This window comes from Polynucleobacter sp. JS-JIR-II-c23 (assembly GCF_035011225.1).
Lineage (GTDB): Bacteria > Pseudomonadota > Gammaproteobacteria > Burkholderiales > Burkholderiaceae > Polynucleobacter.
In genome coordinates this window covers 571041-593818 of record NZ_JAYGQT010000001.1, presented here as the reverse complement: position 1 = coordinate 593818, position 22778 = coordinate 571041, and the positions used below count along the sequence as shown (strand labels likewise).

Sequence of the window (22778 nt, the reverse complement as noted above, 5' to 3'; positions counted from 1 at the left end):
CATTTTAGGAATTAATATGCGACTGATTCAATGCTCGACCTTCTGCCTGTTAAGCTTTCTTTCTGTTTTCTGCAGCGTATCTTTTGCGCAAAGCAACTACCCTAGCAAGCCAATTAACTTCATCGTCCCTTATGGTGCTGGTGGTAGCGCTGACTCTAGAAGTCGCCAAATTGCGCAAAAGATGAGCATCATTCTCAAGCAACCAATCGTCGTAGATAACAAGCCAGGTGCTGGCGGCAATATTGGTACAGAAGCAATTGTTCGTGCTGCACCTGATGGATACACCATCGGCATGGGTAACTTCGCCCCAATGTCGGTCAATAAAACGCTCTTTGGTAATTTGCGTTATGACCCGGAGATAGATTTAACACCCATCATATTGATTGAAAAAGGACCTTTGGTATTGGTGGTCAATCCAAACTCCCCTTACAAATCTGTACAAGATATTGTTGCTGCTGCTAAAGCAAAGCCTGGGGTGCTTACGTTCTCTTCTGGCGGCATCGGAGGAAGCCACCAACTGTCTGCCGAACTCTTTGAACAAAATGCGGGTATTCAGATGATTCATGTGCCATACAAAAGTGGCTCTGCAGCACTAACCGACCTCATGGGTGGCAACGTTGACCTCATGTTCGATCAAATGTATTCCGCTGTTCCCAGCATCAAGGCTGACAAGATTCGACCACTTGCTATTACCAGCAAAAAACGCTCTCCTCTATTACCTAATGTTCCCAGCTTTACAGAGCTAGGCTACCCAAAAGTAGAGGTTCTCAATTGGCAAGGACTCATTGCGCCCAAGGGAACACCTAAGGCCATTATTGATAAATTAAATGCTGCTGCAAATGAGGCGCTCAAAGATCCTCAACTACGTGAACTCATGCTCTCACAAGGGAATGAGATTGGTGGAGGGAGTCCAGCTGAATTTGCCAGCCTGATTAAAGCTGAGAGTGCCAAATGGAGTGCTGTTGTAAAAACAGCCAATATCAAGCCGGAGTAAGGAATTCTAAATTGAATGACATTGGGGGCTTAGCGCCCCCAATTTTATTTGAGGGCCTGATAAGTCAGGATACCCAAGAAGGTCAGCACAAGTGAGCCAACTAGATTTAGTAGCGCTGTGCCCAAAGCCCATGTAAATTCCCCGCGCTGCATAAAGCCAACCACCTCGGCAGAAAAGCTTGAGAAGGTAGTCAAACCTCCTAAGAAACCAGTGACCACTAAAAGCTTCCACTCTGGAGATAGGCTTGGATTGTTACCAAAGAAGGCAACTGCAATCCCAATTAAGTATCCGCCAACCATATTCGATATAAAAGTACCCAATGGCAGTGCCGAAGCCATCCCAACGGTAGCGAAATTAAAGCCAGCTCTTAATAAAGCGCCAAAGCCTGCTCCAAAAAAGATTGCGAAGATAGGAAGCCACATAATCTACTCTTGTTATTGAATTGAAAAACCCAGCATGCCAATTGAACTCATCTCAATTCCATCTATATAGATTTTGGCCTGCTCTCCCTCTTCCTGCAAGGCCAAGGTATACAAGGCTGGCCAATAATGCTCTGCGGTCGGAATAGAGAGGTGTGCTGCATCTCCAAAACGCTCCCAGTCAATCAATGCCTCATGATGATTGGCGCGCATTTCTGAAGCAAAAAAATCATTGAACTCTTTTGCCCATGGATAAGGCTCAGCGCCCTCTTGCCAATGGATGGTGCGCAAGTTATGTACCACATTACCACTAGATAAAATCAAAATATTTTCATCACGCAAGGGGCGTAATTGCTTAGCAAGCTCATAGTGCTCACGTGCTGACATTGCACCATCGAGACTCAGCTGCACTACAGGCACATCCGCATTGGGGTACATGTATTTCAGAACCGACCAAGCTCCATGATCAATACCCCATTCATTCTCTTCAAGCACAACAGGAACGCTCAATAATTCTTGCACGCGATCAGCTAATGCAGGGCTACCTGGCGCTGGATATTGCACATCAAACAGTGCTTGTGGAAAGCCACCGAAATCATGAATCGTTTTTGGTTTAGTCATTGCAGTTACCCAAACTCCGCGGGTTACCCAATGTGCTGAGATCATCAAAATAGCGTCAGGACGCTTTAATGATTTTCCAAGAGCCGACCATGCCGCTGTATAGCGGTTGGGCTCTATGGCATACATCGGACTGCCATGGCCAGCAAATATTGCAGGTTGGCGATGGCTAGTCATTAATACTGATTAACCGAATACGTAACCTGTATGAGCCGCAACCAATGCAAACAAAATAGCCAAGCTAGTAGCAGCGGCCAACATCACGACCAATGTAATGATCTTTTTGTTGATCTCTTCTTTAGATTCGTTATGCCATTCGTTCATGCTAAATCCTCTATAAACACATTAATGAATAGGGTAATTATCCACTATCGACCGCGACCGGCCTTGCGCATCATGCCTTTTCCCCCACCAAAGCCTGCCTGAGGCCTTCCGGCTGGGCCAGAGGGTCCTTTTGGGACGGGTGGACGTGCTGGCGGCTTCGCTGCTAGCGCTTTTACCGGGGTTTTTGAATCGGGTTTCTTTTCGTCAGTCACTTTGAGCTCCTATGGATATCATATTGCCATGATTACTGACTATTCTATCCAAGCTGTCGCCATTAATGCGATTCCCCTGATTTTTGCCATCACCATCCATGAAGCAGCTCATGGCTACGCAGCCCGCAGATTTGGTGATAACACCGCCTACATGCTGGGACGGGTGAGCCTCAATCCCGCTAAACATATAGACCCTGTAGGCACCCTATTGATTCCACTCGTCTTAATTCTGACAGGATCTCCTTTTTTGGTGGGGTATGCCAAGCCGGTACCAGTCAATTTTGGGCGACTCAGAAACCCCAGAATTGACTCGATTTGGGTTGCCTTAGCGGGACCGGGATCGAATTTCGTACAGGCAATCATTTGGGCGGTCTTTTGGGTCCTAGTGCAGGGCTTTGGAATTGATGAGCCCTTCCTGACTTCAATGGCAAAAGCAGGAGTAATGTGGAATATTGGTTTACTCGTATTTAATCTGTTTCCGCTGCCACCCCTCGATGGCGGAAGAATTTTGGCTGGCCTTTTGCCCGCACGCCAATCTATTGCCCTGGGCAGATTAGAGCCATGGGGATTCTTTATTGTGCTTGGGCTCGTCTTTACTGGAATTATTGGCACTCTGTGGATGGAGCCCCTCAGCAGCTTTTTCCTAGGAATCATTAATCTTCTGATGACCCCCCTCAGAATGATTTTTTAATCCGAGCAAAAATGACTATTCTGAGATATGCTGAAAATATCAAGTCCAATTGATTAACGGAGAGCAAACATGAAGCTACACAAATTTATTTTGGCAGGCACTGCAACTGTTTTAGCCATTGGAGCAGGCACTGCCTTTGCTCAATTTCAAAATGCAGAAAAAGCAATTGAATATCGTCAGAGCGTCATGACAGTCATTGGCACTCATTTCGGAAGAATTGGTGCTGTTGTTAAAGGTGCGGCACCGTATAACAAAGACGATGTGAGCAAAAATGCAGAGATCGTAGCAATGATGTCTACTTTGCCTTGGCAAGCTTTTGGTCCAGGTACTGAAGGCGGAAAAGCAAAACCTGAGGTGTGGTCAGATAACGTCAAGTTCAAAGCTGCTGCAGAAAAAATGCAATTAGCTGTTATTGATCTCAATAAGGCTGCTCAATCAGGCGACTTAGAAAGCATTAAAAAATCTTTTGGTGCAGCAGGCGCAACCTGCAAAGGCTGCCATGATGACTTCAAAAAGAAATAAGCAATTTTTATTGATCGTCATTTCGTAACTAAGTAACTGACCGCCACCGCGATCACGCTTAAAAGTATTAAAGCAAAACCGCGCTGTAGCACTCCATCCTTGGAGGCCCGACCCAAGTCAGCAGGCAGGTATTTAGCCTCTTCGCTTGGGTCGATTTCTTTGTCGCCATTGATCATTGGCTTAATCAGATTCTCGCCTTTGAATTTCTTGTAATACCAAATCGCTGCGATATGAATTGCGATCAGGGTGTAAATCACTACTTGGTTACCTTCGTGAATCTCAGATAAAAAGGAAGATATCGAGCCAGATACATATTTTGCTAGTGGCCCTTGGAAGGAGACCTCATCATCAACAAATAAGCCAGTCAGCACTTGAACGCATAAGACAAAAATGAGTGCAAATACAGAAATTGCACCAATGGGGTTGTGCCCCAGAACACGAGGTGAACTGCCACTTAAGTAATCAAAAATCGCTTTTTTAGTCGGCAAGAAAGAGGCGAAGCGCGCATGGGTAGATCCAACAAAACCCCAGATAATCCTGAAGATCAACAAGGTCAAAATGCTGTAACCGAAATAAGCATGCCATTGAATGAATTCATCACCCAAATTGATGGTCACAAAGCTACCGGCTATACAAACCACCAGCAGCCAATGAAATAAGCGGATTGGTAGATCCCACACTCGAATAATTTTCTTCATCCTTTAAGGATAATCCTCTTCTCCTCTAAAATGGAGGGAATTCATGAATCCCGGCAAAGCCTTTAGAACCCTACTGCTGTACCGCGTTGGCGCAACCCTAAGCTACCAAATTACGATGGTAGCGGTGGGTTGGCATCTTTACGAAATCACCAATAGCGTAGTTTCACTCGGGCTGATAGGTCTTGCAGAGCTCGTCCCCTACTTTGCGCTGGCTCTATATTCAGGTCATGCGGTTGATCACCACTCCCGCAAGTGGATTGCTGCAATCGCCTGCCTCATTCATATTGCGGTTGGATTATTTTTAACGGTCATCGCATTGGGATGGCTTAGCCCACCGATACCATTGATCTACACCGCAGTAGCATTTATTGGCATTGGGCGCGCTTTATTAAGACCTTCTTATCAAGCGCTTTTCGGGCAAATCATTCCGAGAGATCAACTCCCTCGTTACACAGCGTATGCATCTTCAGCATTTCAGATTTGCGTAGTGGCCGGACCAGGATTAGGCGGACTCATGATTGGCTTTGCAGGGCTTGAATGGACGTATCTGCTCGCAGCCTTCTGCGGAGCAGTCGGTTTATACGGAATTACCTTCATTACTGCTGTGCAAGAAAAATCGAGCAACTTATCTAAGCACTTTCTAAAGAGCTTTTTGGAAGGATTTCATTACGTCAGAAAACATGAACTCATTTTGAGCATCATGGCACTCGATATGTTTGCCGTTCTCTTCGGGGGCGCAGTCTCCATTCTTCCAGCCTTTGTGAAGGAGGTGCTCAATGCGGGCCCAGAAACTCTGGGGATATTGCGTGCCGCGCCCGCGGCTGGAGCGGTGCTGACTGGAATCTACCTCGCTCGGCGTCCCGTGCTGAACGACTCAGGAAAATATCTTCTGATGTCAGTGGCTGGATTTGGTGCGGCGATTATTGCCTTTGGCATCTCCAGTAATTTATGGGTCTGCGCATTCTTTCTATTTATCTCTGGATGCTTTGACTCGATATCAGTAGTGATACGAGGCAGCATCATGCAGCTCACCACGCCAGATCATATGCGCGGCAGAATTAGCGCCATTAACGGCATCTTCATTGGTTCATCCAATGAATTGGGTGCACTTGAGTCTGGCATTGCTGCCAGCATGATTGGCTTAGTGCCATCTATCGTATTTGGTGGGGTCGCGACGATTGCCATTGTCCTGATTACATATCGACTGGCCCCGCACCTTGGCAAACTCCATCTGAAAGATATTTCTTAGCAACTAACTCAACAACTAGTTGCTATTTAATTTCAGGAAGATCTTTCTGAATAATCTTCAGGCCAGCACGCAATGCTTTTTGATAGCGCTCACGTTCAGCCTTAATGGTTTCAGCTGTCCAAGTGAAGAAGCCTTCGCCAGTTTTCATACCAAACTTGCCGCTAGCGATGCGATCACTCAAGCACTTCGCTATCGTTGGTGAATTGTTTAAGGTTGGATAGATGGTTGCGCCTCCAGCACCGTGTACCTCAAGGCCAGCATGATCTCGTTGCATAGCTGGGCCTGCGGCGATATAGCGAAAGCCAAAACCAAAACGAACGGCTTTATCAATATCTTCTGGTGTACAGATGCCTTCATCAACCATTGAAAAAGCCTCACGCGATAAAGCATGCTGCAAACGATTAGCCAAAAATCCTGGAAGATCTTTTTTCACAGTAACAGGCACCATGCCACACGCTGTCATTAAACGTGAGAGGCTTTCACCCACCATTGGCGAAGTCTTTGCCCCATATACCACCTCCACACAAGGCACTAGATGGGCAGGCATAAAGAAATGTAAGCCAATCATGCGGGCAGCTGTTTTTAGGCCGTTGGCAATTTCACTAATCGGGAAGCTCGTACTATTGCTTGCCAATACCGCCTCAGGCTTTGCATATTTTTCCAACTTAGCAAATAGCTCTCGCTTGATGTCTAAACGCTCAGGTACGCACTCAATCACCAGATCAATATCAGACCAATCCACCTCTTCGAGCGAACCCGCCACAGACAGCAAATGAATGCGATGCTCATAACCAAGATCCACCATGGTGCTTGCAAAATAATCCGGTAGAAGGGCTCGTCGCTCTGTAGTTGGCTCAACCACCTGGACCGCACAGCCACCGCGTGCACAAACGGCTGCAACGTCTGCACCCATAGTGCCGCCACCGACAATAACTACCTTGGTTTCAGCTGGGGTAAATAACATGAATACTCTCCTAAAAGGGGAAGGACTTTTTCTGAAAAATCCTCTTACAATGGGGTCATTATTTCAATAAAAAAGTTAGTGAGACATGATCCCCGTCAATTCGGTGCTACAGGTCGGCCATTTCCCTGAAATTATGCAGGCAGAAATAGATCGGCGCTTTACCCCTTTTCATCATCCCGATCCTCAAGCGCCTGCTCCTGCCGGAAACTTTCAGGCGATTTTGATTCGCTCCAATACCAAACTGCCCGAGGCCCTAGTTAAACAGATTCCCAGTATTCGTATGGTTGCCACTTGTGGGGTTGGCTATGACAACCTTCCTTTGGCTTACCTCAAAGAACAAAGGATTAAAGCAAGCAACACCCCTGGCGTCCTAAACGATGCCGTATGCGAACTGGCCATTGGCATGATGCTAGCCCTACTGCGCCAACTGCCCGAGGCTCAGGAATACGTCAAAAGCACCGCTTGGTCAAAAGCGCCCTTTAGGCTCACCGCCACCTTGGCTGGTAAACGAGTAGGTATCGCTGGCATGGGTCGTATTGGGCAAGACCTGGCTAAACGTTTAGAGCCATTCAAAGTTGAGATTGCGTATTCAGGACCCAATAAAAAATCTTTGCCCTACGCCTACTATCCAGATGCTCAAGAATTAGCCAAGGCCTCCGACATCTTGTTTTTGGCGTGCCCAGCAACCCCCGATACAGACAATATGATTAATGCGAAGGTTCTAGAAGCTTTAGGGCCGTCGGGATATTTAATCAATATTGCCCGCGGCAGTGTGGTCGATGAGGGGGCACTTTTATATGCGCTGCAACATAAAAAGATTGCTGGTGCGGCCTTGGATGTTTTTGAGAACGAACCTAACCCAAGTCATGAATTTTTAACACTTGATAATGTATTGTTAACACCGCACATTGGGAGTGCTACCTCGGAAACACGAATAGCCATGACCAACTTAGCCGTAGATAATTTAGAAGCCTTCTTTAACCAACAAACACTTCCATCTGAAGTAAATAACTAAAAACGGAGCCAGCATGACGATTTCTCTGCACCCTTCCACCTTGCCAGCGGTGTTATCCCCTGTCATCACCCCATTTAAGGCGGACGGCAGTCCAGATGCTCCTAAGTTATTAAAACAATGCCAATGGCTAGAAGCTAATGGTGTTGGGCAGGCTATCTTTGGCACGAATTCAGAAGCAAACTCGATGTCTGCCCCGCAGAAGATGGGCACCTTAACAGCATTAATAGAGGGTGGATTAGAGCCTGAGCACTTAATGCCAGGTACCGGAGCAACATCGATTGATGCCACCGTGAATATGACACGTCATGCGGTCAACCATAAGTGCGCAGGCGTATTAATGTTGCCACCGTTCTATTACAAAGACGTTACTGATGACGGCCTATTTGCTTATTTCTCTGAAGTGATTCAAAAAGTAGGCAGCGCAGCTTTGCAGATTTATATCTACAACATTCCACCGGTTACTAAAGTGAACTTAAGTCTCTCTTTGCTTGAGCGCCTAGCAAAAGAGTATCCAAAGACCGTTGTGGGTATGAAAGACAGCTCTGGCGATTGGTCTTACACAGAATCGGTCATTAAATTATTAGCACCTTCAGGCTTCCGCGTCTATGCAGGTAGCGAAGTATTCCTGATGCGTGCCTTGCGTGCTGGCGGTGTTGGCTGCATCTCCGCTACTGCCAACGTCAATCCAAAAGCGATTGCCGATTTAGCGGCACACTGGAGAGAATCAAACGCTGATGCTCTTCAAGCAAACTTGGATCAAGTACGTGGAATTTTTGCCAAGTATCAAATGATTGCAGGTATGAAGACTGCCGTAGCCCATTACACCAAGGATTCTGAGTGGCTCAGAGTGCGTCCACCATTGATGCAGTTAAGCGCTGAGCAACAAGCGCAACTACTCAGCGAGCTCAAAGCAATTAACTTCAGCATGCCAGGTCTGTAATTTCAAAATATAAAAATTCATTAGGAGACAACAATGAAACTATTTAAAGTCATTGCCTTATCGCTTAGCTTTCTTTGCGCGAGTGTTAGCGCTCAAAACATCTCTATCGCCACTGGTGGTACAGGCGGCGTGTATTACCCGATGGGTGGTGGTCTTGCCTCTGTTCTCTCGAGCAAGGTGCCTGGCATGTCTGCTACTGCAGAAGTGACCGGGGGCTCGGTAGATAACTTAAACCTCATCGGTACAGGCAAGCCATACGTTGGCTTCTCGATGGCTGATGCCGCTAAAGATGCTCAGATTGGCGAAGGTAAGTTTGCTGGCAAAAAAGTGGATTTACGCACCCTGGTAGTTCTTTATCCAAACCTGATGCACGTAGTAACCGTAGAGTCTACTGGCATCAAGTCCATGAAAGATCTCAAAGGCAAGCGCATTAGTACTGGCGCCCCTGGTAGCGCAACAGAAGTGATGGCCTTTCGTTTATTAGAAGCTGCTGGTCTTGATAAGGATAAAGATGTCAAGCGTGAGCGTTTAAGCGTAGCTGAATCTGTGAACGCCGTGAAAGATCGCAAGATTGATGCCTTCTTTTGGGTTGGTGGCCTTCCAACTGCAGCTGTCACTGACTTGGCTAATAGTCCTGGCATGAAAATTGTCATGGTGGATACCTCTGATGAGGTACCTATCATGAATAAGAAATATGGCAATTTGTATTTCACAGCCATTATTCCTAAAGCGATGTATAGCGGTATGGCCAAGGACAATAAAGTTGCAGCCGTTGCCAATATCTTAGTAGTCAATGCCAATATGCCTGATGATCAAGCTTATAAGATTGTCAAAACCATGTTTGACAACAAACTTGATCTGGTTCGCACACATCAGGAATACATGAACGTCAGCCTGGAAAATCAAAAAACGAAATCAACCCCAGTTGACTTTCATCCAGGCGCACTTAAGTACTTTAAAGAAAAGAACGTCAAACTCAATTAAGTTGATGTTTGTATCGGGGGTGAGTGAATCTCACCCCTTTCGTTTTACGGTAGTAAAAAATAAAGTAGTGCATAAAAATAATTACAGAGGTTGAGACATGAATCAAAACGTTATTGACAACGAAACCCAAGAAAAACTAGACGCCTTTATCAAGCAAGAGGAAGGCGACTCCAATGACTACAAAGGACTACTAGCGAAGTTCATCACCCTGGTGGCAGTAGGCATGTCTCTCTTTCATTTATATGCGGCCTATTCTATTGTTCCAACACAAGAATTGCGAGTCATTCACGTTGCTCTGGTTTTATTCTTAGTATTCCTCAGCTTTCCAATAGCCGATCGCTTCAAAAATCGCTTAATGCCCTGGGATATCGTTTTTGCGCTCGTATCCGTTGGAATTGCCTATTACATTCTGAGTGGTGGTGACGACTTTATGGACCGCAACACTGCGCCCAACTCTACGGATGTCATGGTGGGTATTGCATTAATTCTCCTCATCTTAGAAAGCGTGCGCAGAACCAATGGCTTGATCTTGGTCTCGGTAACCATCCTGTTTCTGCTCTATGCATTGTTTGGCAACTACTTACCGGCGCCTTGGACTCACAAGGGTTACGATCTTGATCGTTTGGTGGGTTATATGTATATGACTCTAGAAGGCATCTATGGCACTGCTGTTGATGTTTCTGCAACCCTCATCATTCTTTTCACCATCTTCGGCGCTTTCTTGCAATTTACTGGCGCAGGAAAGTTCTTTATTGATTTCTCATTCGCAGCAATGGGTGGAAAATCTTCTGGAGTTGGTAGAACCATCGTAATGTCCTCCTTCTTGCTCGGCGGACCATCAGGATCGGGTGTTGCAACAACAGTTACTGTGGGCTCAGTTGCAGCTCCCATGTTGGATAAAGTAGGTTACGAGAAAAATGCTGCTGGCGGACTTTTGGCAGCGGGTGGTCTTGGTGCCATTATCTCGCCTCCTGTACTGGGCGCAGCCGCATTCTTGATTGCAGATTTTCTCAAGATCTCCTATTTAGATGTATTGCTGATGGCAACCATCCCAACTATCCTTTTTTATCTTGGCTTATTTGTGATGGTCGAAATTGATGTACGCAAATATGGCATGAAAAACATTCACTTTGAGTCTGCTGAAACAGCCTGGCAGCTCACTAAGAAATACTGGTTTCACTTTTTCTCCCTCATCTCGATTGTGGTGTTTATGTTGATGGGCTTCTCTCCTGTCATGTCCGTATTCTGGGCGACAGTAGTTTCGGCCCTCTCAAGCATGTTGCGTGAAGATACCGCCATCATTCCTTGGGCATGGTTTAAGGGCAAAGAACCGATTCTTTCTGGGCTATACAACTCCAACCTGACTAAGGCACTTGCAACTGGTTCAACTGGTGTTTTAGCAATTGCCGCTACCTGTGCTGGCGCTGGTCTGATTGTGGGTACCGTTACCCTGACTGGTCTTGGCCTGAAATTTAGCTCGATTGTGATTCAGTACGCGGGTGGCTCGCTCTTACTAACGACTATCTTTACCGCCCTCGTAGTTTGGGTGGTTGGCCTTGCTGTTCCAGTAACTGCCTCTTACATTATTTGTGCGGTAATCGCAGCGCCTGCTTTGATTAATTTAGGTGTGCCTGCTTTTGCAGCTCACATGTTCATCTTCTATTACGCTGTACTTTCTGAAGTATCGCCACCGACTGCACTCTCACCATTTGCAGCCGCCGCAATTTGTAAAGGCAACCCCTATAAGACCACTTTGCAAACTTGGAAGTATGTTGCTCCAGCCATTCTGGTTCCATTTATGTTTGTGTTAGATAAGTCAGGCGTTAGCTTGTTATTGATGGGATCAACCAGCGCTCTAGAGCAGGCGGACTGGATGCAAATTGCTTGGGTCTCTTTCACGGCCGTTGTTGGAATCATCTGCCTAGCTGGTGGACTACAAGGTTGGTTCATTGAGAAAACCAAGATCTTTGAACGAATCATCATGGTGATCTCTGGGGTTGCCCTTGCCTACCCCTCCACAGAGGCAGATTTAGTTGGCTTCGTTGGATTTGGCCTGGTGCTAGTGACTCAAACGATTACCCATTTCAAACTCAATCCCAGATCTTCTTAAGGCATATCTGATAAACGAATGATCTCATCCTCAAAACAACAAGGCCCGCTTGAGCGGGCCTTGTTGTTTCTAGTCATTGCTTATCTTAAGAAATTTTGGTCCAAGCAGCTTTACCTGCATATTTCTTGACAGCAGCTTCATCGAACTCGAAACCTAAACCAGGGGTTTTATGCAAAATCAAATCCCCATTCTTAAATGTCAGCTGCTTATTGATCAATCTACGGAAGTTCAGCACCTGATCATCCAAGAAGAATTCAACAAAGCGCGCATTCGGTGTGGCCGCCACCAATGGCGCATGCAAATCATGCATCCAGTGCGGGCAAACTATGATGCCCTTCAAATCAGCGTATGCAGAAATTCTTCTCCATTCGGTAATGCCACCACAAACAGCAGCATCAGATTGCAGAATAGCGGCGCCACCGGCGTCAATCAACTCTCTAAAGCGCCAGCGCCCTGCTTCCATTTCACCGGTAGCAACGTTGATTTTGGTTTGACGCGCCAAGGCAGCATGTAAATCAATCGCATCTGGAGAAAAAGGTTCTTCAATCCAATACGGGTTGTATGCCTCAAAGCGACGCACATACTCGAGAGCCGTAGGTAGATCGCGCCAGGCATTATTTGCATCGAGAGTAAGCAATACATCATCACCTACAGCTTGGCGAGCCGCCTTTACACGCGCCTCCTCTTCTGAAGGCGATAAACGCCCCACCTTCATCTTGACTGCCTTAAAGCCCTGCTTTACGTAAGACTCCATTTCTTTGCCTAACTTGGCAGGCGTTTTACCTTCAAGATAGTAGCCGCCACTAGCATAAGCTGGCACCCGATCATCAACCACTGAACCCAAGTATTGATGCAAAGGTAAGCCAACTGAGCGCGCATTTAAATCCCACAAAGCAGTATCCAAAATCGAGATGCCGCGCATTACTGCGCCTGCACGACCCTGGAGGATGGATTCGTTATACATCTCCATCCAGAGACCTTCACTGCGGTGACTATTTTGACCAATGAGTTTGGGGGCCAGCAATTGCTCAACAGCAAGTTTGGCAATATCTCCGCCGGCACTGCCGACATAGCAAAAGCCGATGCCCTCATTACCATCCTTGCCGCGAACTTTTACCAGGCAATAGTGACGCTCAGAAACAGTGCGAGTGGAAAATGAAGTGACTTTATCCAAAGGTACTGCTACAGAGGCAACTTGGATGGATTCAATAATCGGCATCTAAACTCCTTAATCAAAAATTGATTGTATCGAGAATTTAATGTGCCGACAGGTGCCTGAATAAAGAATAATTAATCCACTCCATTACAAATGCAGATGGCGAAAATGAGCCGAGTTGTTGTTATCCGAACAAGTATCTTGTATGTTAGATTTGCTGCAAAGTTGATACATTCACCCCCCCCAATATCCTCAAACCACCATGTTGTGCAACAGATTTAGTTAAAAGTGGCAAAACTGATATTGCTAAAGCTGCCGGTTTTAGACCTTGGCCAGTCGATGAGGCGGTCGCTGTAAAGCAAAATTATGGGCAAAGGCTGAAAGCCGCCTTTGAAGCTCTCAAGCTAGCGCCCGATCAAGATTAAGTCTAATTTGCTGCAGCACAGCATATTTATTCGGAAGAGCCCTCACATTATTAGATAATTGAGGGGTGAATAAAAAAGTATCTCTTGGCTCCCTGTTCACTAGGGGAGTAATCATTTTTTCTGGCTGCGCCTTTCTTAGCTCAACCCCGGGCTTGGCATATGCAGCTCAAAGCAGCCAACCTCAAAATACGACCCAAGCGCGCAAAAAGATAACAGTCCAAAGCAGCAGGCAGGTTGGCTTCAAAGATAAATCAGCGGGTACTGGCTCAAAAACTAATAGCATGAGCCTGAACCCATCGCTATTTCAGCGAAAAGCCCCAGATGAATTGATGCTCGATAGCGATGCAAACCTTGACTATCGAGTAGCTCAAGGATGCCTGAGACGTAATTTTAATGAAGATAGCCTACCAGCTAGCGTTGGCATTGATAACCGCCAGTTTGCTGAATTCTTCAAAAATCAGACTAAAACATTTTTTGATCACATGCGTGGAGATTGCATCCCTTATGCGGTTGCCTTTGGAAGTCGTAATCGTTTCGACTCATTGAGCATCATGAATGGTCCAATCCAAGATAGTAAAACTGAAGTATGGACATTTACACCATCTGCTGTTGGTGGGTTTTTAATTCAGCAAGACTATCTTAAGGATGAATCTAAGCGCTTAACTGAGATTCGGATTCCTTTAAGAGATGTCTTGTATGACACTCGAAAAGTAAGCGATCAATTGCCAGTTGAGCTGGTTTGGGAATTAAATTCCCTGATCAAGCAAATCTATCCTGAAGAAAATAATTCTCTCGAAAATACTAACAGCGTTGTGCGCTTGATTGTTGACTTTGGCGATCGAGAAAGATGGGCGCAAATTTGGGCTGCAGAAATTATTGACCCCACCACCAAAGACGTTTATGCGAATGCTTTTTGGATGGAGCGCAGTGATATACCTGGGGGCTTCTTTACAGGATCCGGAGAATCGCTTGAGCGCTCCTTCTGGACTAACCCATTAAGCTATCGCCGTATTTCCCGGGGGGTAGGCATGGTCAGAGCCTCTTCAAGCAAGCGCAGCAAGAGTCCCGCGCCAGCTGCCCCAAGCCAGTCGCCAGCAACAAAGCAACGCTATCGCGCCCACATGGGGATTGACTATGCTGCCCCAATCGGCACCCCCATTTTTAGTGTTGCCAATGGCAAAGTAGTGCACATAGGCTTTAGCGGTGCATTTGGAAACTTAATTGTTTTAGAGCATCCAGGCAATTACCACACCTACTATGCCCACTTGAGTAATTACAACGTAGAGCTTGAGTTAGGTAACGAAGTGCGGCGCGGCTTGGAAATTGGCTACGTAGGAACAACCGGGAGATCAACGGGGCCACACCTTCATTTTGAATTAAGGAAAAATGGGATTTATGTAGACCCATATGGCTCCAAAACCCAACTTGATTTATGGTCCATGCGCGATAACGAGAGTGGGCAGCTAACTAGAGAGATGCTTCTGCTAGGTAGCCCTATTAAGCATAACTAAATAAATTCAGGAATACTACTGAAAAAAAGGGTCCAATTGGACCCTTTTCACTTGATGCTGGGTAAATTAACCCAGAACTAATACTGGCAATGTGGAATGCACAATGACTTCATGGGTCTCGCTACCCAACAGGATCCCTTTGATACCTGTGCGCTTATGAGACGCCATAACAATCACATCCGCTTTCGCTTTTTTTGCGCCAGCCAAAATACCTTCAGATAGGTTGCTATTTTCAATGTGAAGACTTTTCACCTTAGCGCCAGCTCCCAGTGCGGTTGTAGACTTCTTAAATACATCCCGTGCAAAAGCCGCGCAAGCTTCTGTGTGCTGTTTCTTTGAAATTCCATAGCCCATGGTGCTATCTGAATAAACCATCGGAGGTGTAGGATCAGAAACATATACCAAAGTAACTGCAGCGCCATCTGCCTTAGCAAGTGCGGCGACTTTCTTTAAGGATTTTTTGCTGACATCTGAACCATCTACTGGCACCAATAAATGCTTAAACATGTTGACTCCCTTTAAATTGAACTACTCGTCTGCTCTTTCCATCATAATACTTATTATTAGCCTATAAAAGAATAAAGGTAACTTAATTGCTCAAGAATTTTGCCATTTACCTCTCATTTTTAATCGCCCTCATTGCAATCGATTTGGTATGGCTTTTAGGTATCGCAAAGAATCTCTATCGCAATGAGATGGGTGACTTAATGGCCAGCGAACCTAAACTTCTAGCTGGGCTCGCGTTCTACCTTCTTTATGCATTAGGCGTCTGCATTTTTGTAATTGTTCCAGCGCTATCAAAACAATCCTGGATATATGCACTGCAATATGGCGCTTTATTTGGCCTGTTTTGCTACATGACCTACGACCTCACCAATCTGGCGGTGGTTAGAAACTTTCCAACGCAATTAGCTTTCATTGATATTGCATGGGGCAGTTTTGTTACCGCCTTGTGTGCGAGTTTTGCATACTGGGTTGGCAACCGCATCTCTTAGGCCATTGAAACATTCATCTTATGTTTTTTCGTCCCCGACTTTTTGACTCATTTTCTGGCTATAGCCGCGCCCTTTTCACTAAGGATGTTTTTGCTGGAATGACGGTTGGCGTTGTTGCGCTCCCATTAGCCATGGCTTTTGCTATTGCCAGTGGACTCAAACCCCAAGCGGGTATTTTTACTGCCATTATTGCTGGCGGGCTTATCTCCTTACTTGGAGGTAGCCGCGTACAAATTGGCGGACCGGCCGGCGCCTTCATAGTCATTGTTTACGGCATTGTGGAGCGCTATGGTGTTCCAAATTTATTACTCGCAACCGCCATGTCAGGAGTATTTTTATTTCTGATGGGAGTATTTCGCCTTGGAACGCTAGTACGCTTCATTCCAATTGCAGTCATTATTGGTTTTACCAATGGCATTGCCTTTTTGATTGGGCTATCTCAAGTCAAAGATTTCTTCGGACTTCAGATTGAAAAAATGCCAGCTCAATTTTTTCAATCAGTGCATGCGCTCTACTTAGCAGCAGACACCTTTAACCCCATTGCGCTTGGTTTAGCTTGTGGGAGTCTTGCCTTACTCATTTTATGGAAGCTATTTCAGAATCGCTTAGGCTGGCTCTCTCATCTTCCTGGCACAGTGGTAGCAATGGTGGTTGCTACGATCGTTACCAGCATTTTTAATTTACCGGTAGATACGATTGGTAGTCGCTTTGGCGGCATCCCTTCAGGGCTCCCCGCTTTTGAATGGATTCCGGTAAGCTGGGATAGCGCTCAATACATGGTGGCACCAGCCCTAACACTTGCCCTTTTAGGTGCAATTGAATCTTTACTTTGTGCGCGCATTGCCGATGGCCTCATTCATGATCGCCATGAATCAAATCAAGAGCTAGTAGCTCAAGGCATTGCTAACTTCACGATTCCATTTTTTGGTGGCATGCCAGCGACCGGAACGATTGCTCGCACGGTTACTAATATAGAGAGTGGCGGCACTACACCTGTCTCTGGACTCGTGCATGCAGCAACTTTACTAGTCATCGTTTTGTTTGCAGCGCCGCTCGCCAAAAACATTCCTTTAGCTAGCCTTGCCGCCATCTTGATTTATGTGGCCTGGAATATGGGAGAGTGGCAGAAGTTCATCGATCTGAAGCAATTCCGCTTGCCGTATCGAATCACCATCTTGAGCGTCTTTATTCTCACTGTTGTACTAGATCTCACGATTGCAGTAGAAGTAGGTTTACTGCTCGCCTTTATTACCTTCATTTACCGCATCTCTAGTCTATCGCGTTGTGAGCCTGCTCTAGTCAGCGATTACCCGGGGCTGAGTAATCAGCAAGGTCGAATTGATGCCTATCGCATTCATGGTGCCATCTTTTTTGGGGCAGTAAAACTCCTTGAAAAGATTGAAACGAATTTACCCTCACAAACACTCTTGCTCGATTTAAAGAACGTAATCTACATTGATACTTCTGGGATGGATACGATCATGGAACTAGCGCACCTGTGCAAGATTCGTAATATTCGATTGATCATTTGCGGCTTAGCGCATCAACCATTAGAGATGGCAGAGCGCAGTGAATTTCTATCGGCACTACCCCAAGATTCTTTCTACCCAGATCTAAGCTCCGGAATAGAAGCAGCAACAGCTTAATAGCGACTTAAGAAATACAGAAGCCACCTTTTAATAAGACTTCCGGCAATACCCAGGCACGATACATACCAAAGCCGCCTGCAATCAATAGAAGTGCAGCAGCCAAATACCTCACCCATAGATATTGCCCAAACTGAGTCAGTGCCGCTGAAAATTTAGAGATCAGCAATAGGTTAGGCAATGTGCCCAAGCCAAATGCCAACATCAGTGCGGCACCAGTTAAAACATCCCCAGATAAAAAGGCGAGTGGTAAAACGCTGTAGACCAATCCACAGGGCACCAAACCCCATAGCATGCCGCTAAACCAACGCGAAGGACCGCTAGCCATAGCACCCAAGTATTTAGCCCAATAAGCTGCAATTTTTGTACTTAACCATTTGCCGCCAAGTAGGCCTTCTGACTTGCCCAATCTGAGCAGGCGTACCCCCATCAAAATTAAGATCAGGGAAGTTAAAGCAAATAAGGGGCGCTGGATTGGAATGAGGTTTTGCTGCCAAACCACAACCCCTACTGAAGCGGCAAGTATGCCCAGTAAGACATAAGTTGTGACACGACCCAAATGCATGATTAATTGGAGGTAAAAAAGCTCAGATTTTGGTCTTAGAGGGGTCTCCAGGGCTTTGGGCCGCTCTATGGCAGCCGCTATTCCACCGCACATCAGTGCACAGTGCCAGCCACTCACAAGAGCGCCCAGAAAGACCGCAACGAGTAAGCTAGCTGTCAGCATGAAATTAACAGAAAATAGGTAAAAGCCATAATCTTCATACTTATAGAATAAACTGATCCCATAGATCAGCCCCAATATGAACTACAAACCTACCGATAGCCCAACCAGCAAATGCTCAGTTTGCGTACTGGGTCAGTTTTGTCTGCCGGTTGGATTAAATAGTAGCGAAGTTTCCCAAATCGATACCTTAGTTAAAGAGCGCGTTCATCTTCAAAAAGGTGAAAGCCTTTATCGTCACGGCGATCCACTCAGTTCTGTATATAGCGTTCGTTTTGGCACCCTTAAAACAGAGTTCTGTCTGCAAGATGGTCGACAACAAGTGATTGGCTTTCATCTTCCCGGTGAGATTCTAGGTCTTGATGGCATTGGTGAAGGTCATTATCAGTCTGATGCAATTGCACTTGAAGAGAGCGAAGTCTGCATTATTCGTTACGATGCTTTTGAAGATTTGGCTCGGCAGATCCCCGTCTTACAAAATCAGTTCCATAAAATCATGAGTCGGGAACTGACTCAAGATCAGCGCCACCTACTATCACTTGGCACGATGCGTGCAGAAGAAAGATTGGCAGCCTTTTTATTAAGCCTCTCGCAACGTCTTGCTGCACGCGGCTATTTAAATAATGAATTTGACTTGCGTATGAGCCGCAATGATATTGGCAGCTATCTTGGGATTCAAATTGAAACTGTCAGTCGCATGCTCTCACGCTTTGCAGAGTCGGGCTTAATTCAAATCAAACAACGCCACATCAAACTCATCGATATGGATGGGTTATATGAACTGGCAGGTATTCCAAACCCAGATCGCCACGGCTGCGCAAGCCCTGAAATCCCAATCAAACAGGCTTAAATTAAGCCGCGGTCGACTTCCTTGCTATCAGATGACTCAATCCCAGGCAGGATATAAGCAGTAAGCGCGCTAGAGATCGCACAGAAGGTCCAAATCACGAAGAACCCGACTGTATAAATACCCTCATCAGAAATATCTGGGTGGTAACCAAAAAATAAAAGGTCTTGTGGGTGGATCACAGTAAACAACAAGCCCTCTGCCATGCCAGCCACCAAAAATGAGGGCCACAAAATCCAGATTAGTAGGCGGTACTTCATTTTGCTGCCTGCGCATCTTTAAGCTGCTCAACCTTTAAGCCCTGCTTCACAAGGCCATCACGTAATGGCTTATCTGCATACAGATTTACAGCCAAGTAAATAGTGATAGCGCAGCCAATCATGGCTACAGCAGGTCCACTAATTAAAAGCCATGGCCATAGTTGCTTGAACCAGGGTTTAGTATTTTGTTGTTCTGTCATATCCATCCTCTCCATTGCTTTTGGCTTAACGGGGAATAATAAAAGTTGATTTCTCTTCGCGAGTTCTCGTAATTAACTCGTCACCTGACATCTCATGGGCAACTACATCAAAATGAATTGGGTAGTTACCAGCCTCATTCGCTCCAACATCAGCGCTCACCTTGATCGGCATCAGAAGATTGCTAGCTGGCCCAACCTCAATCTCGGTAACAATCTGCCCTTGTGAATTAAGCACTTTTAATCCATCCAAACCAAGCGCCTTCACCTGCACATTCATATTATTTTCAGATGCATTCATGATTTGAATGCGATAAATATTCTCAATCCTTACACCCTCAACCTCACGCGCCAATGCCCCACGATCACGCATCACATCAACCCTTAATGGGTTTCTGGTGGCGAGAGAAACTAGAAAAGCGGCTGTAAGCACAGTGATAAAAGCGGTGTAGATCAATACGCGCGGGCGCAAAATATGGCGAATCGCACTTTGATTGGACTCTTTATCCTCAATGGCACGCTCAGTCGTATAGCGAATGAGTCCTTTTGGATAATCTACCTTCTCCATCACTTGATCGCATGCATCAATGCAGGCGCCACAACCAATACACATATATTGCAAGCCATCACGAATATCAATGCCAGTAGGGCAAACTTGAACACAAATACTGCAGTCAACGCAATCGCCCAAACCCAGGGAAGTTAGATCTGCAGACTTGCTGCGACTGCCCCTTGGTTCGCCACGCACTTTATCGTATGTCACCAAGAATGTATCTTTATCTACCATCACGCTTTGGAAGCGTGCATATGGGCACATGTATTTACATACTTGTTCACGCATGAACCCTGCGTTACCCCAGGTTGCAAAGCTATAGAAGCACAACCAGAAAGTCTGCCATGGACCCAAAGACAGATGAATTAATGCAGAACCTAAGGTGCTAATTGGGGTGAAATACCCAATAAAAGTAAAGCCTGTCCAGAATGCGATCAATAACCATAGGAAATGCTTCGTAATCTTTAAACTCCATTTACGGAAACCCCAAGGCCACTCTTCGCCATCCAAACGAATACGGGCAAAACGATCTCCCTCGACCTTGCGCTCGATCCACATGAAGATTTCGGTATAGACGGTCTGCGGACAGGCATACCCACAAAATAAACGCCCGGCAACTGCAGTAAATAGAAATAAAGCGAGCGCAGAAAGAATCAATAAGAGGGTGAGATAAATCACGTCTTGTGGCCATAACACGAGGCCAAAGATGTAAAACTTACGCTGAATTAAATCAAAGAGAACTGCTTGACGACCATTCCAACTAACCCATGGCAAGCCGTAAAACAGCAGCTGAGTAGCAAATACCAGAATGAAGCGCCAGCGGGCAAAGAGCCCTGATACTGAACGCGGATAAATCTTTCGCCGAACCTCGTAAAGAGACTCCTCAATAACTTCTATCGGAACAGGTTTCCCACCCGGCGGAATATATGGCACTGATTGCTATTCTTACTTAGCTGTTGCTGGTTGTTTATTGTTAGATAAACCCCAGACATAAGCTGCTAATAAATGAATCTTCTCAGGACTCAATACCTTATCTTGAGCAGGCATCATAGCCATACGACCCTTAGTTACCGTTTCAATAATCGTCGCTTCTGAACCGCCATATAACCAAGTTTTATCAGTTAAGTTTGGTGCACCAATAGCAATATTTCCTTTGCCATCAGGGCCATGGCAGGCTACGCAGTTTGCAGCGAATACTTGTGCGCCACGGGCTGCTTTAGCATCATCTGCTGACAAACCTGAGAGGCTACGTACATAGTTAGCAACATCCACAATTTGATTGCTATCCAGTTGTGGGAATGGAGGCATCACACCGCCACGTCCATAGGTAATGGATGCCTTGATATTTTCTGGTGAACCTCCATAGAGCCAGTCACCATCAGTCAAATTAGGAAAGCCTTTAGCGCCTCCAGCATCAGAGCCATGACACTGTGCACAAGAATTCAGGAAGAGGCGTTGACCCATTTCGCGGGCTTTAGGATCGGCCGCCACTTGCTCAATGTCCATCTTGACGTATTTCGCATAAACAGGCTTTAGCTCATCATTTGCTTCAGTCATAGAGCTCATCAAAGCACCATCAGTGGTGTAGCCCATAATCCCCGGAAATGATCCCAAACCTGGAAATAACACTAAGTAGACCAATGCAAAGATGCAAGAGAGCAAGAACATCCACATCCACCAACGTGGCAATGGATTATTTAACTCACGCAGATCGCCATCCCATACGTGACCCGTATCAGCAACTGCGCCATCGGCCGTATGCACAACCTTTGCTTTCCTTTGGGAGAACAAAAGCCAGATACACCAGAAAATTCCAACTAATGCAACTAAGGCGATGTAAGCACTCCAACCGCTGCTAAAAAAGTCACTCATGATTTGTCCTTACTAAATTCATCCGGAAGATCAAATGGAAGCTCTGCTGATTCCTGATTTGCTTTCTTGCGACCAGGAGACCAAGCCCACAAAACAATTCCTACAAAAAAAACTAGGCCTATTACTGTAGAAAATGCCGAGAGGTAGGGAGTAATCTGTTCCATTTGATTTAAGTAGTTTTAATTAATAACCTTGTTAATTACTTCGCCACAACTTCTTCGACAGTGATATATCGACGCGTAATGCCCAACCCCTGAAGATAAGCAACTAAAGCATCTAACTCCGTCTTACCCTCTAACTCTGCAGGTGCATTTGCAATCATTTCATCAGTGTATGGAACGCCTAAACGACGCATAGCAACCATATGTGACTGAATAGAGCTTGCATCAGCTGCATTTTTTCCAAGCCAAGGGTAAGCAGGCATATTGGACTCCGGCACCACATCGCGCGGGTTATTTAGGTGGATCTGATGCCAAGCATCTGAATAGCGTCCACCTACACGAGCTAAATCTGGGCCTGTACGCTTACTGCCCCATAGGAATGGATGGTCATATACAGACTCGCCAGCCAATGAATAGGGACCGTAGCGCTCTACTTCAGAACGCAATGTCCGTATCTGCTGTGAATGGCAACCAACACAACCTTCACGTTGATAGATGTCGCGACCAGCTAAACGCAAAGCTGTGTATGGAACAACGCCAGGGCTAGGCTCAGTCGTAGTGTGCTGGAAAAAGAGTGGGACAATTTGCACCAACCCTGCAATCGATACGACTACGATCGTTGCAATAATTAACCAACCAACGTTTTTCTCAAGCGTTCCGTGGGAAAAGAATTTATTTTCGCTAGACATTT

General features: G+C 45.9%; 27 protein-coding genes. 12 read left to right on the top strand and 15 right to left on the bottom strand.

What is annotated here, in order from left to right; genetic code table 11:
• The first annotated feature begins 16 nt into the window (after nt 1–16).
• Complete coding sequence (locus VC159_RS03130) at nt 17–994, top strand: tripartite tricarboxylate transporter substrate binding protein (protein ID WP_323472689.1); 978 nt, start codon at nt 17–19, stop codon at nt 992–994.
• A 44-nt stretch (nt 995–1038) separates the two neighbouring features.
• On the opposite strand, the gene crcB is transcribed toward VC159_RS03130, so the two are convergent.
• From crcB to VC159_RS03110, 4 genes are read right to left on the bottom strand one after another with little or no spacing between them, the layout of a single operon-like run.
• Nucleotides 1039–1416, bottom strand: coding sequence for a fluoride efflux transporter CrcB (gene crcB / locus VC159_RS03125; protein WP_323472688.1), 378 nt, complete (start codon nt 1414–1416; stop codon nt 1039–1041).
• A gap of 12 nt (nt 1417–1428) precedes the next feature.
• Nucleotides 1429–2208 carry a 4,5-DOPA dioxygenase extradiol gene (ygiD, locus tag VC159_RS03120; protein WP_215358240.1) on the bottom strand — a complete coding sequence of 260 codons (780 nt, stop codon included), beginning with the start codon at nt 2206–2208 and terminating at the stop codon, nt 1429–1431.
• 9 nt (nt 2209–2217) lie between these two features.
• Complete coding sequence (locus VC159_RS03115; RefSeq protein ID WP_169709848.1) at nt 2218–2355, bottom strand: hypothetical protein; 138 nt, start codon at nt 2353–2355, stop codon at nt 2218–2220.
• Nucleotides 2356–2399: 44 nt separating this feature from the next.
• The gene (locus VC159_RS03110; RefSeq protein WP_215358242.1) at nt 2400–2567 is read right to left on the bottom strand and encodes a hypothetical protein; all 168 of its coding nucleotides are present in this window, start codon (nt 2565–2567) and stop codon (nt 2400–2402) included.
• A gap of 28 nt (nt 2568–2595) precedes the next feature.
• Between VC159_RS03110 and VC159_RS03105 the strand changes: the two genes are divergently transcribed.
• Nucleotides 2596–3258: a site-2 protease family protein gene (locus tag VC159_RS03105; protein ID WP_216262523.1), complete on the top strand. Its 663-nt coding sequence runs from the start codon at nt 2596–2598 to the stop codon at nt 3256–3258.
• Between the two features lie 69 nt (nt 3259–3327).
• A complete protein-coding gene (locus VC159_RS03100) occupies nt 3328–3780 on the top strand; it encodes a cytochrome c (protein ID WP_323472687.1) in 453 nt (150 codons plus the stop codon).
• Nucleotides 3781–3797: 17 nt separating this feature from the next.
• Here the strand turns inward: VC159_RS03100 and VC159_RS03095 are convergent, their stop codons facing one another.
• Nucleotides 3798–4478 (bottom strand): cytochrome b/b6 domain-containing protein, encoded by a 681-nt coding sequence (locus VC159_RS03095; RefSeq protein ID WP_323472686.1) that lies wholly within the window; start codon nt 4476–4478, stop codon nt 3798–3800.
• Between the two features lie 43 nt (nt 4479–4521).
• On the opposite strand from VC159_RS03095, the gene VC159_RS03090 reads away from it, so the two are divergent.
• Entirely contained in the window at nt 4522–5727 is a 1206-nt protein-coding gene (locus tag VC159_RS03090; protein ID WP_323472685.1) for an MFS transporter, read from the top strand.
• Nucleotides 5728–5749: 22 nt separating this feature from the next.
• Here VC159_RS03090 and VC159_RS03085 read toward each other — a convergent pair whose 3' ends face one another.
• Entirely contained in the window at nt 5750–6691 is a 942-nt protein-coding gene (locus VC159_RS03085) for a 3-hydroxyacyl-CoA dehydrogenase family protein (RefSeq protein ID WP_323472684.1), read from the bottom strand.
• Nucleotides 6692–6776: 85 nt separating this feature from the next.
• Here VC159_RS03085 and VC159_RS03080 point away from each other — a divergent pair, with 85 nt between their 5' ends.
• From VC159_RS03080 to VC159_RS03065, 4 genes are all read left to right on the top strand, one after another.
• Nucleotides 6777–7706, top strand: a complete 930-nt coding sequence (locus tag VC159_RS03080; protein WP_323472683.1) for a 2-hydroxyacid dehydrogenase — start codon at nt 6777–6779, stop codon at nt 7704–7706.
• A 13-nt stretch (nt 7707–7719) separates the two neighbouring features.
• Nucleotides 7720–8646: a dihydrodipicolinate synthase family protein gene (locus VC159_RS03075; RefSeq protein ID WP_323472682.1), complete on the top strand. Its 927-nt coding sequence runs from the start codon at nt 7720–7722 to the stop codon at nt 8644–8646.
• Nucleotides 8647–8679: 33 nt separating this feature from the next.
• A complete protein-coding gene (locus VC159_RS03070; RefSeq protein ID WP_323472681.1) occupies nt 8680–9630 on the top strand; it encodes a TAXI family TRAP transporter solute-binding subunit in 951 nt (316 codons plus the stop codon).
• Nucleotides 9631–9727: 97 nt separating this feature from the next.
• A complete protein-coding gene (locus tag VC159_RS03065) occupies nt 9728–11740 on the top strand; it encodes a TRAP transporter permease (protein ID WP_216262531.1) in 2013 nt (670 codons plus the stop codon).
• An 85-nt stretch (nt 11741–11825) separates the two neighbouring features.
• Here the strand turns inward: VC159_RS03065 and VC159_RS03060 are convergent, their stop codons facing one another.
• Nucleotides 11826–12959 carry a mandelate racemase/muconate lactonizing enzyme family protein gene (locus VC159_RS03060; protein ID WP_323472680.1) on the bottom strand — a complete coding sequence of 378 codons (1134 nt, stop codon included), beginning with the start codon at nt 12957–12959 and terminating at the stop codon, nt 11826–11828.
• Between the two features lie 643 nt (nt 12960–13602).
• Here VC159_RS03060 and VC159_RS03055 point away from each other — a divergent pair.
• Nucleotides 13603–14832, top strand: coding sequence for a M23 family metallopeptidase (locus VC159_RS03055; RefSeq protein ID WP_251367709.1), 1230 nt, complete (start codon nt 13603–13605; stop codon nt 14830–14832).
• Nucleotides 14833–14898: 66 nt separating this feature from the next.
• Here VC159_RS03055 and VC159_RS03050 read toward each other — a convergent pair whose 3' ends face one another.
• The gene (locus VC159_RS03050) at nt 14899–15339 is read right to left on the bottom strand and encodes a universal stress protein (RefSeq protein ID WP_215358271.1); all 441 of its coding nucleotides are present in this window, start codon (nt 15337–15339) and stop codon (nt 14899–14901) included.
• Nucleotides 15340–15425: 86 nt separating this feature from the next.
• Between VC159_RS03050 and VC159_RS03045 the strand changes: the two genes are divergently transcribed.
• Together VC159_RS03045 and VC159_RS03040 are read left to right on the top strand one after the other, a co-directional pair.
• Complete coding sequence (locus VC159_RS03045; RefSeq protein ID WP_215358273.1) at nt 15426–15827, top strand: DUF2177 family protein; 402 nt, start codon at nt 15426–15428, stop codon at nt 15825–15827.
• A gap of 20 nt (nt 15828–15847) precedes the next feature.
• Nucleotides 15848–17473: a SulP family inorganic anion transporter gene (locus VC159_RS03040; protein WP_215358275.1), complete on the top strand. Its 1626-nt coding sequence runs from the start codon at nt 15848–15850 to the stop codon at nt 17471–17473.
• A 7-nt stretch (nt 17474–17480) separates the two neighbouring features.
• Here the strand turns inward: VC159_RS03040 and VC159_RS03035 are convergent, their stop codons facing one another.
• Nucleotides 17481–18200, bottom strand: coding sequence for a sulfite exporter TauE/SafE family protein (locus VC159_RS03035; RefSeq protein ID WP_323472679.1), 720 nt, complete (start codon nt 18198–18200; stop codon nt 17481–17483).
• Between the two features lie 76 nt (nt 18201–18276).
• Between VC159_RS03035 and fnr the strand changes: the two genes are divergently transcribed.
• Nucleotides 18277–19047, top strand: a complete 771-nt coding sequence (gene fnr, locus VC159_RS03030; protein WP_215358279.1) for a fumarate/nitrate reduction transcriptional regulator Fnr — start codon at nt 18277–18279, stop codon at nt 19045–19047.
• Here the strand turns inward: fnr and VC159_RS03025 are convergent.
• From VC159_RS03025 to ccoO, 6 genes are read right to left on the bottom strand one after another with little or no spacing between them, the layout of a single operon-like run.
• Nucleotides 19044–19304 carry a hypothetical protein gene (locus tag VC159_RS03025; RefSeq protein ID WP_323472678.1) on the bottom strand — a complete coding sequence of 87 codons (261 nt, stop codon included), beginning with the start codon at nt 19302–19304 and terminating at the stop codon, nt 19044–19046. The genes fnr and VC159_RS03025 overlap by 4 nt on opposite strands.
• Complete coding sequence (locus VC159_RS03020) at nt 19301–19504, bottom strand: FixH family protein (RefSeq protein ID WP_215358284.1); 204 nt, start codon at nt 19502–19504, stop codon at nt 19301–19303. Before VC159_RS03020 ends, VC159_RS03025 begins: the two co-directional genes overlap by 4 nt.
• A gap of 25 nt (nt 19505–19529) precedes the next feature.
• Nucleotides 19530–20987, bottom strand: a complete 1458-nt coding sequence (ccoG, locus tag VC159_RS03015) for a cytochrome c oxidase accessory protein CcoG (RefSeq protein WP_323472677.1) — start codon at nt 20985–20987, stop codon at nt 19530–19532.
• Nucleotides 20988–20999: 12 nt separating this feature from the next.
• Complete coding sequence (ccoP, locus tag VC159_RS03010) at nt 21000–21926, bottom strand: cytochrome-c oxidase, cbb3-type subunit III (protein WP_215358286.1); 927 nt, start codon at nt 21924–21926, stop codon at nt 21000–21002.
• Nucleotides 21923–22090, bottom strand: coding sequence for a cbb3-type cytochrome oxidase subunit 3 (locus tag VC159_RS03005; RefSeq protein WP_215358288.1), 168 nt, complete (start codon nt 22088–22090; stop codon nt 21923–21925). The genes ccoP and VC159_RS03005 overlap by 4 nt, the downstream gene beginning before the upstream one ends.
• A 35-nt stretch (nt 22091–22125) precedes the next feature.
• Entirely contained in the window at nt 22126–22776 is a 651-nt protein-coding gene (ccoO, locus tag VC159_RS03000) for a cytochrome-c oxidase, cbb3-type subunit II (protein WP_215320652.1), read from the bottom strand.
• Nucleotides 22777–22778 lie beyond the last annotated feature (2 nt).

What these genes read in the sequence shown, in the direction of transcription:
- VC159_RS03130 (WP_323472689.1), top strand. Translation starts at nt 17, where the DNA reads ATGCGACTGATTCAATGCTCGACCTTCTGCCTGTTAAGCTTTCTTTCT.
- crcB (WP_323472688.1), bottom strand. Translation starts at nt 1,416, where the DNA reads ATGTGGCTTCCTATCTTCGCAATCTTTTTTGGAGCAGGCTTTGGCGCT.
- ygiD (WP_215358240.1), bottom strand. Translation starts at nt 2,208, where the DNA reads ATGACTAGCCATCGCCAACCTGCAATATTTGCTGGCCATGGCAGTCCG.
- VC159_RS03115 (WP_169709848.1), bottom strand. Translation starts at nt 2,355, where the DNA reads ATGAACGAATGGCATAACGAATCTAAAGAAGAGATCAACAAAAAGATC.
- VC159_RS03105 (WP_216262523.1), top strand. Translation starts at nt 2,596, where the DNA reads ATGATTACTGACTATTCTATCCAAGCTGTCGCCATTAATGCGATTCCC.
- VC159_RS03100 (WP_323472687.1), top strand. Translation starts at nt 3,328, where the DNA reads ATGAAGCTACACAAATTTATTTTGGCAGGCACTGCAACTGTTTTAGCC.
- VC159_RS03095 (WP_323472686.1), bottom strand. Translation starts at nt 4,478, where the DNA reads ATGAAGAAAATTATTCGAGTGTGGGATCTACCAATCCGCTTATTTCAT.
- VC159_RS03090 (WP_323472685.1), top strand. Translation starts at nt 4,522, where the DNA reads ATGAATCCCGGCAAAGCCTTTAGAACCCTACTGCTGTACCGCGTTGGC.
- VC159_RS03085 (WP_323472684.1), bottom strand. Translation starts at nt 6,691, where the DNA reads ATGTTATTTACCCCAGCTGAAACCAAGGTAGTTATTGTCGGTGGCGGC.
- VC159_RS03080 (WP_323472683.1), top strand. Translation starts at nt 6,777, where the DNA reads ATGATCCCCGTCAATTCGGTGCTACAGGTCGGCCATTTCCCTGAAATT.
- VC159_RS03075 (WP_323472682.1), top strand. Translation starts at nt 7,720, where the DNA reads ATGACGATTTCTCTGCACCCTTCCACCTTGCCAGCGGTGTTATCCCCT.
- VC159_RS03070 (WP_323472681.1), top strand. Translation starts at nt 8,680, where the DNA reads ATGAAACTATTTAAAGTCATTGCCTTATCGCTTAGCTTTCTTTGCGCG.
- VC159_RS03065 (WP_216262531.1), top strand. Translation starts at nt 9,728, where the DNA reads ATGAATCAAAACGTTATTGACAACGAAACCCAAGAAAAACTAGACGCC.
- VC159_RS03060 (WP_323472680.1), bottom strand. Translation starts at nt 12,959, where the DNA reads ATGCCGATTATTGAATCCATCCAAGTTGCCTCTGTAGCAGTACCTTTG.
- VC159_RS03055 (WP_251367709.1), top strand. Translation starts at nt 13,603, where the DNA reads ATGAGCCTGAACCCATCGCTATTTCAGCGAAAAGCCCCAGATGAATTG.
- VC159_RS03050 (WP_215358271.1), bottom strand. Translation starts at nt 15,339, where the DNA reads ATGTTTAAGCATTTATTGGTGCCAGTAGATGGTTCAGATGTCAGCAAA.
- VC159_RS03040 (WP_215358275.1), top strand. Translation starts at nt 15,848, where the DNA reads ATGTTTTTTCGTCCCCGACTTTTTGACTCATTTTCTGGCTATAGCCGC.
- VC159_RS03035 (WP_323472679.1), bottom strand. Translation starts at nt 18,200, where the DNA reads ATGCTGACAGCTAGCTTACTCGTTGCGGTCTTTCTGGGCGCTCTTGTG.
- fnr (WP_215358279.1), top strand. Translation starts at nt 18,277, where the DNA reads ATGAACTACAAACCTACCGATAGCCCAACCAGCAAATGCTCAGTTTGC.
- VC159_RS03025 (WP_323472678.1), bottom strand. Translation starts at nt 19,304, where the DNA reads ATGAAGTACCGCCTACTAATCTGGATTTTGTGGCCCTCATTTTTGGTG.
- VC159_RS03020 (WP_215358284.1), bottom strand. Translation starts at nt 19,504, where the DNA reads ATGACAGAACAACAAAATACTAAACCCTGGTTCAAGCAACTATGGCCA.
- ccoP (WP_215358286.1), bottom strand. Translation starts at nt 21,926, where the DNA reads ATGAGTGACTTTTTTAGCAGCGGTTGGAGTGCTTACATCGCCTTAGTT.
- VC159_RS03005 (WP_215358288.1), bottom strand. Translation starts at nt 22,090, where the DNA reads ATGGAACAGATTACTCCCTACCTCTCGGCATTTTCTACAGTAATAGGC.
- ccoO (WP_215320652.1), bottom strand. Translation starts at nt 22,776, where the DNA reads ATGTCTAGCGAAAATAAATTCTTTTCCCACGGAACGCTTGAGAAAAAC.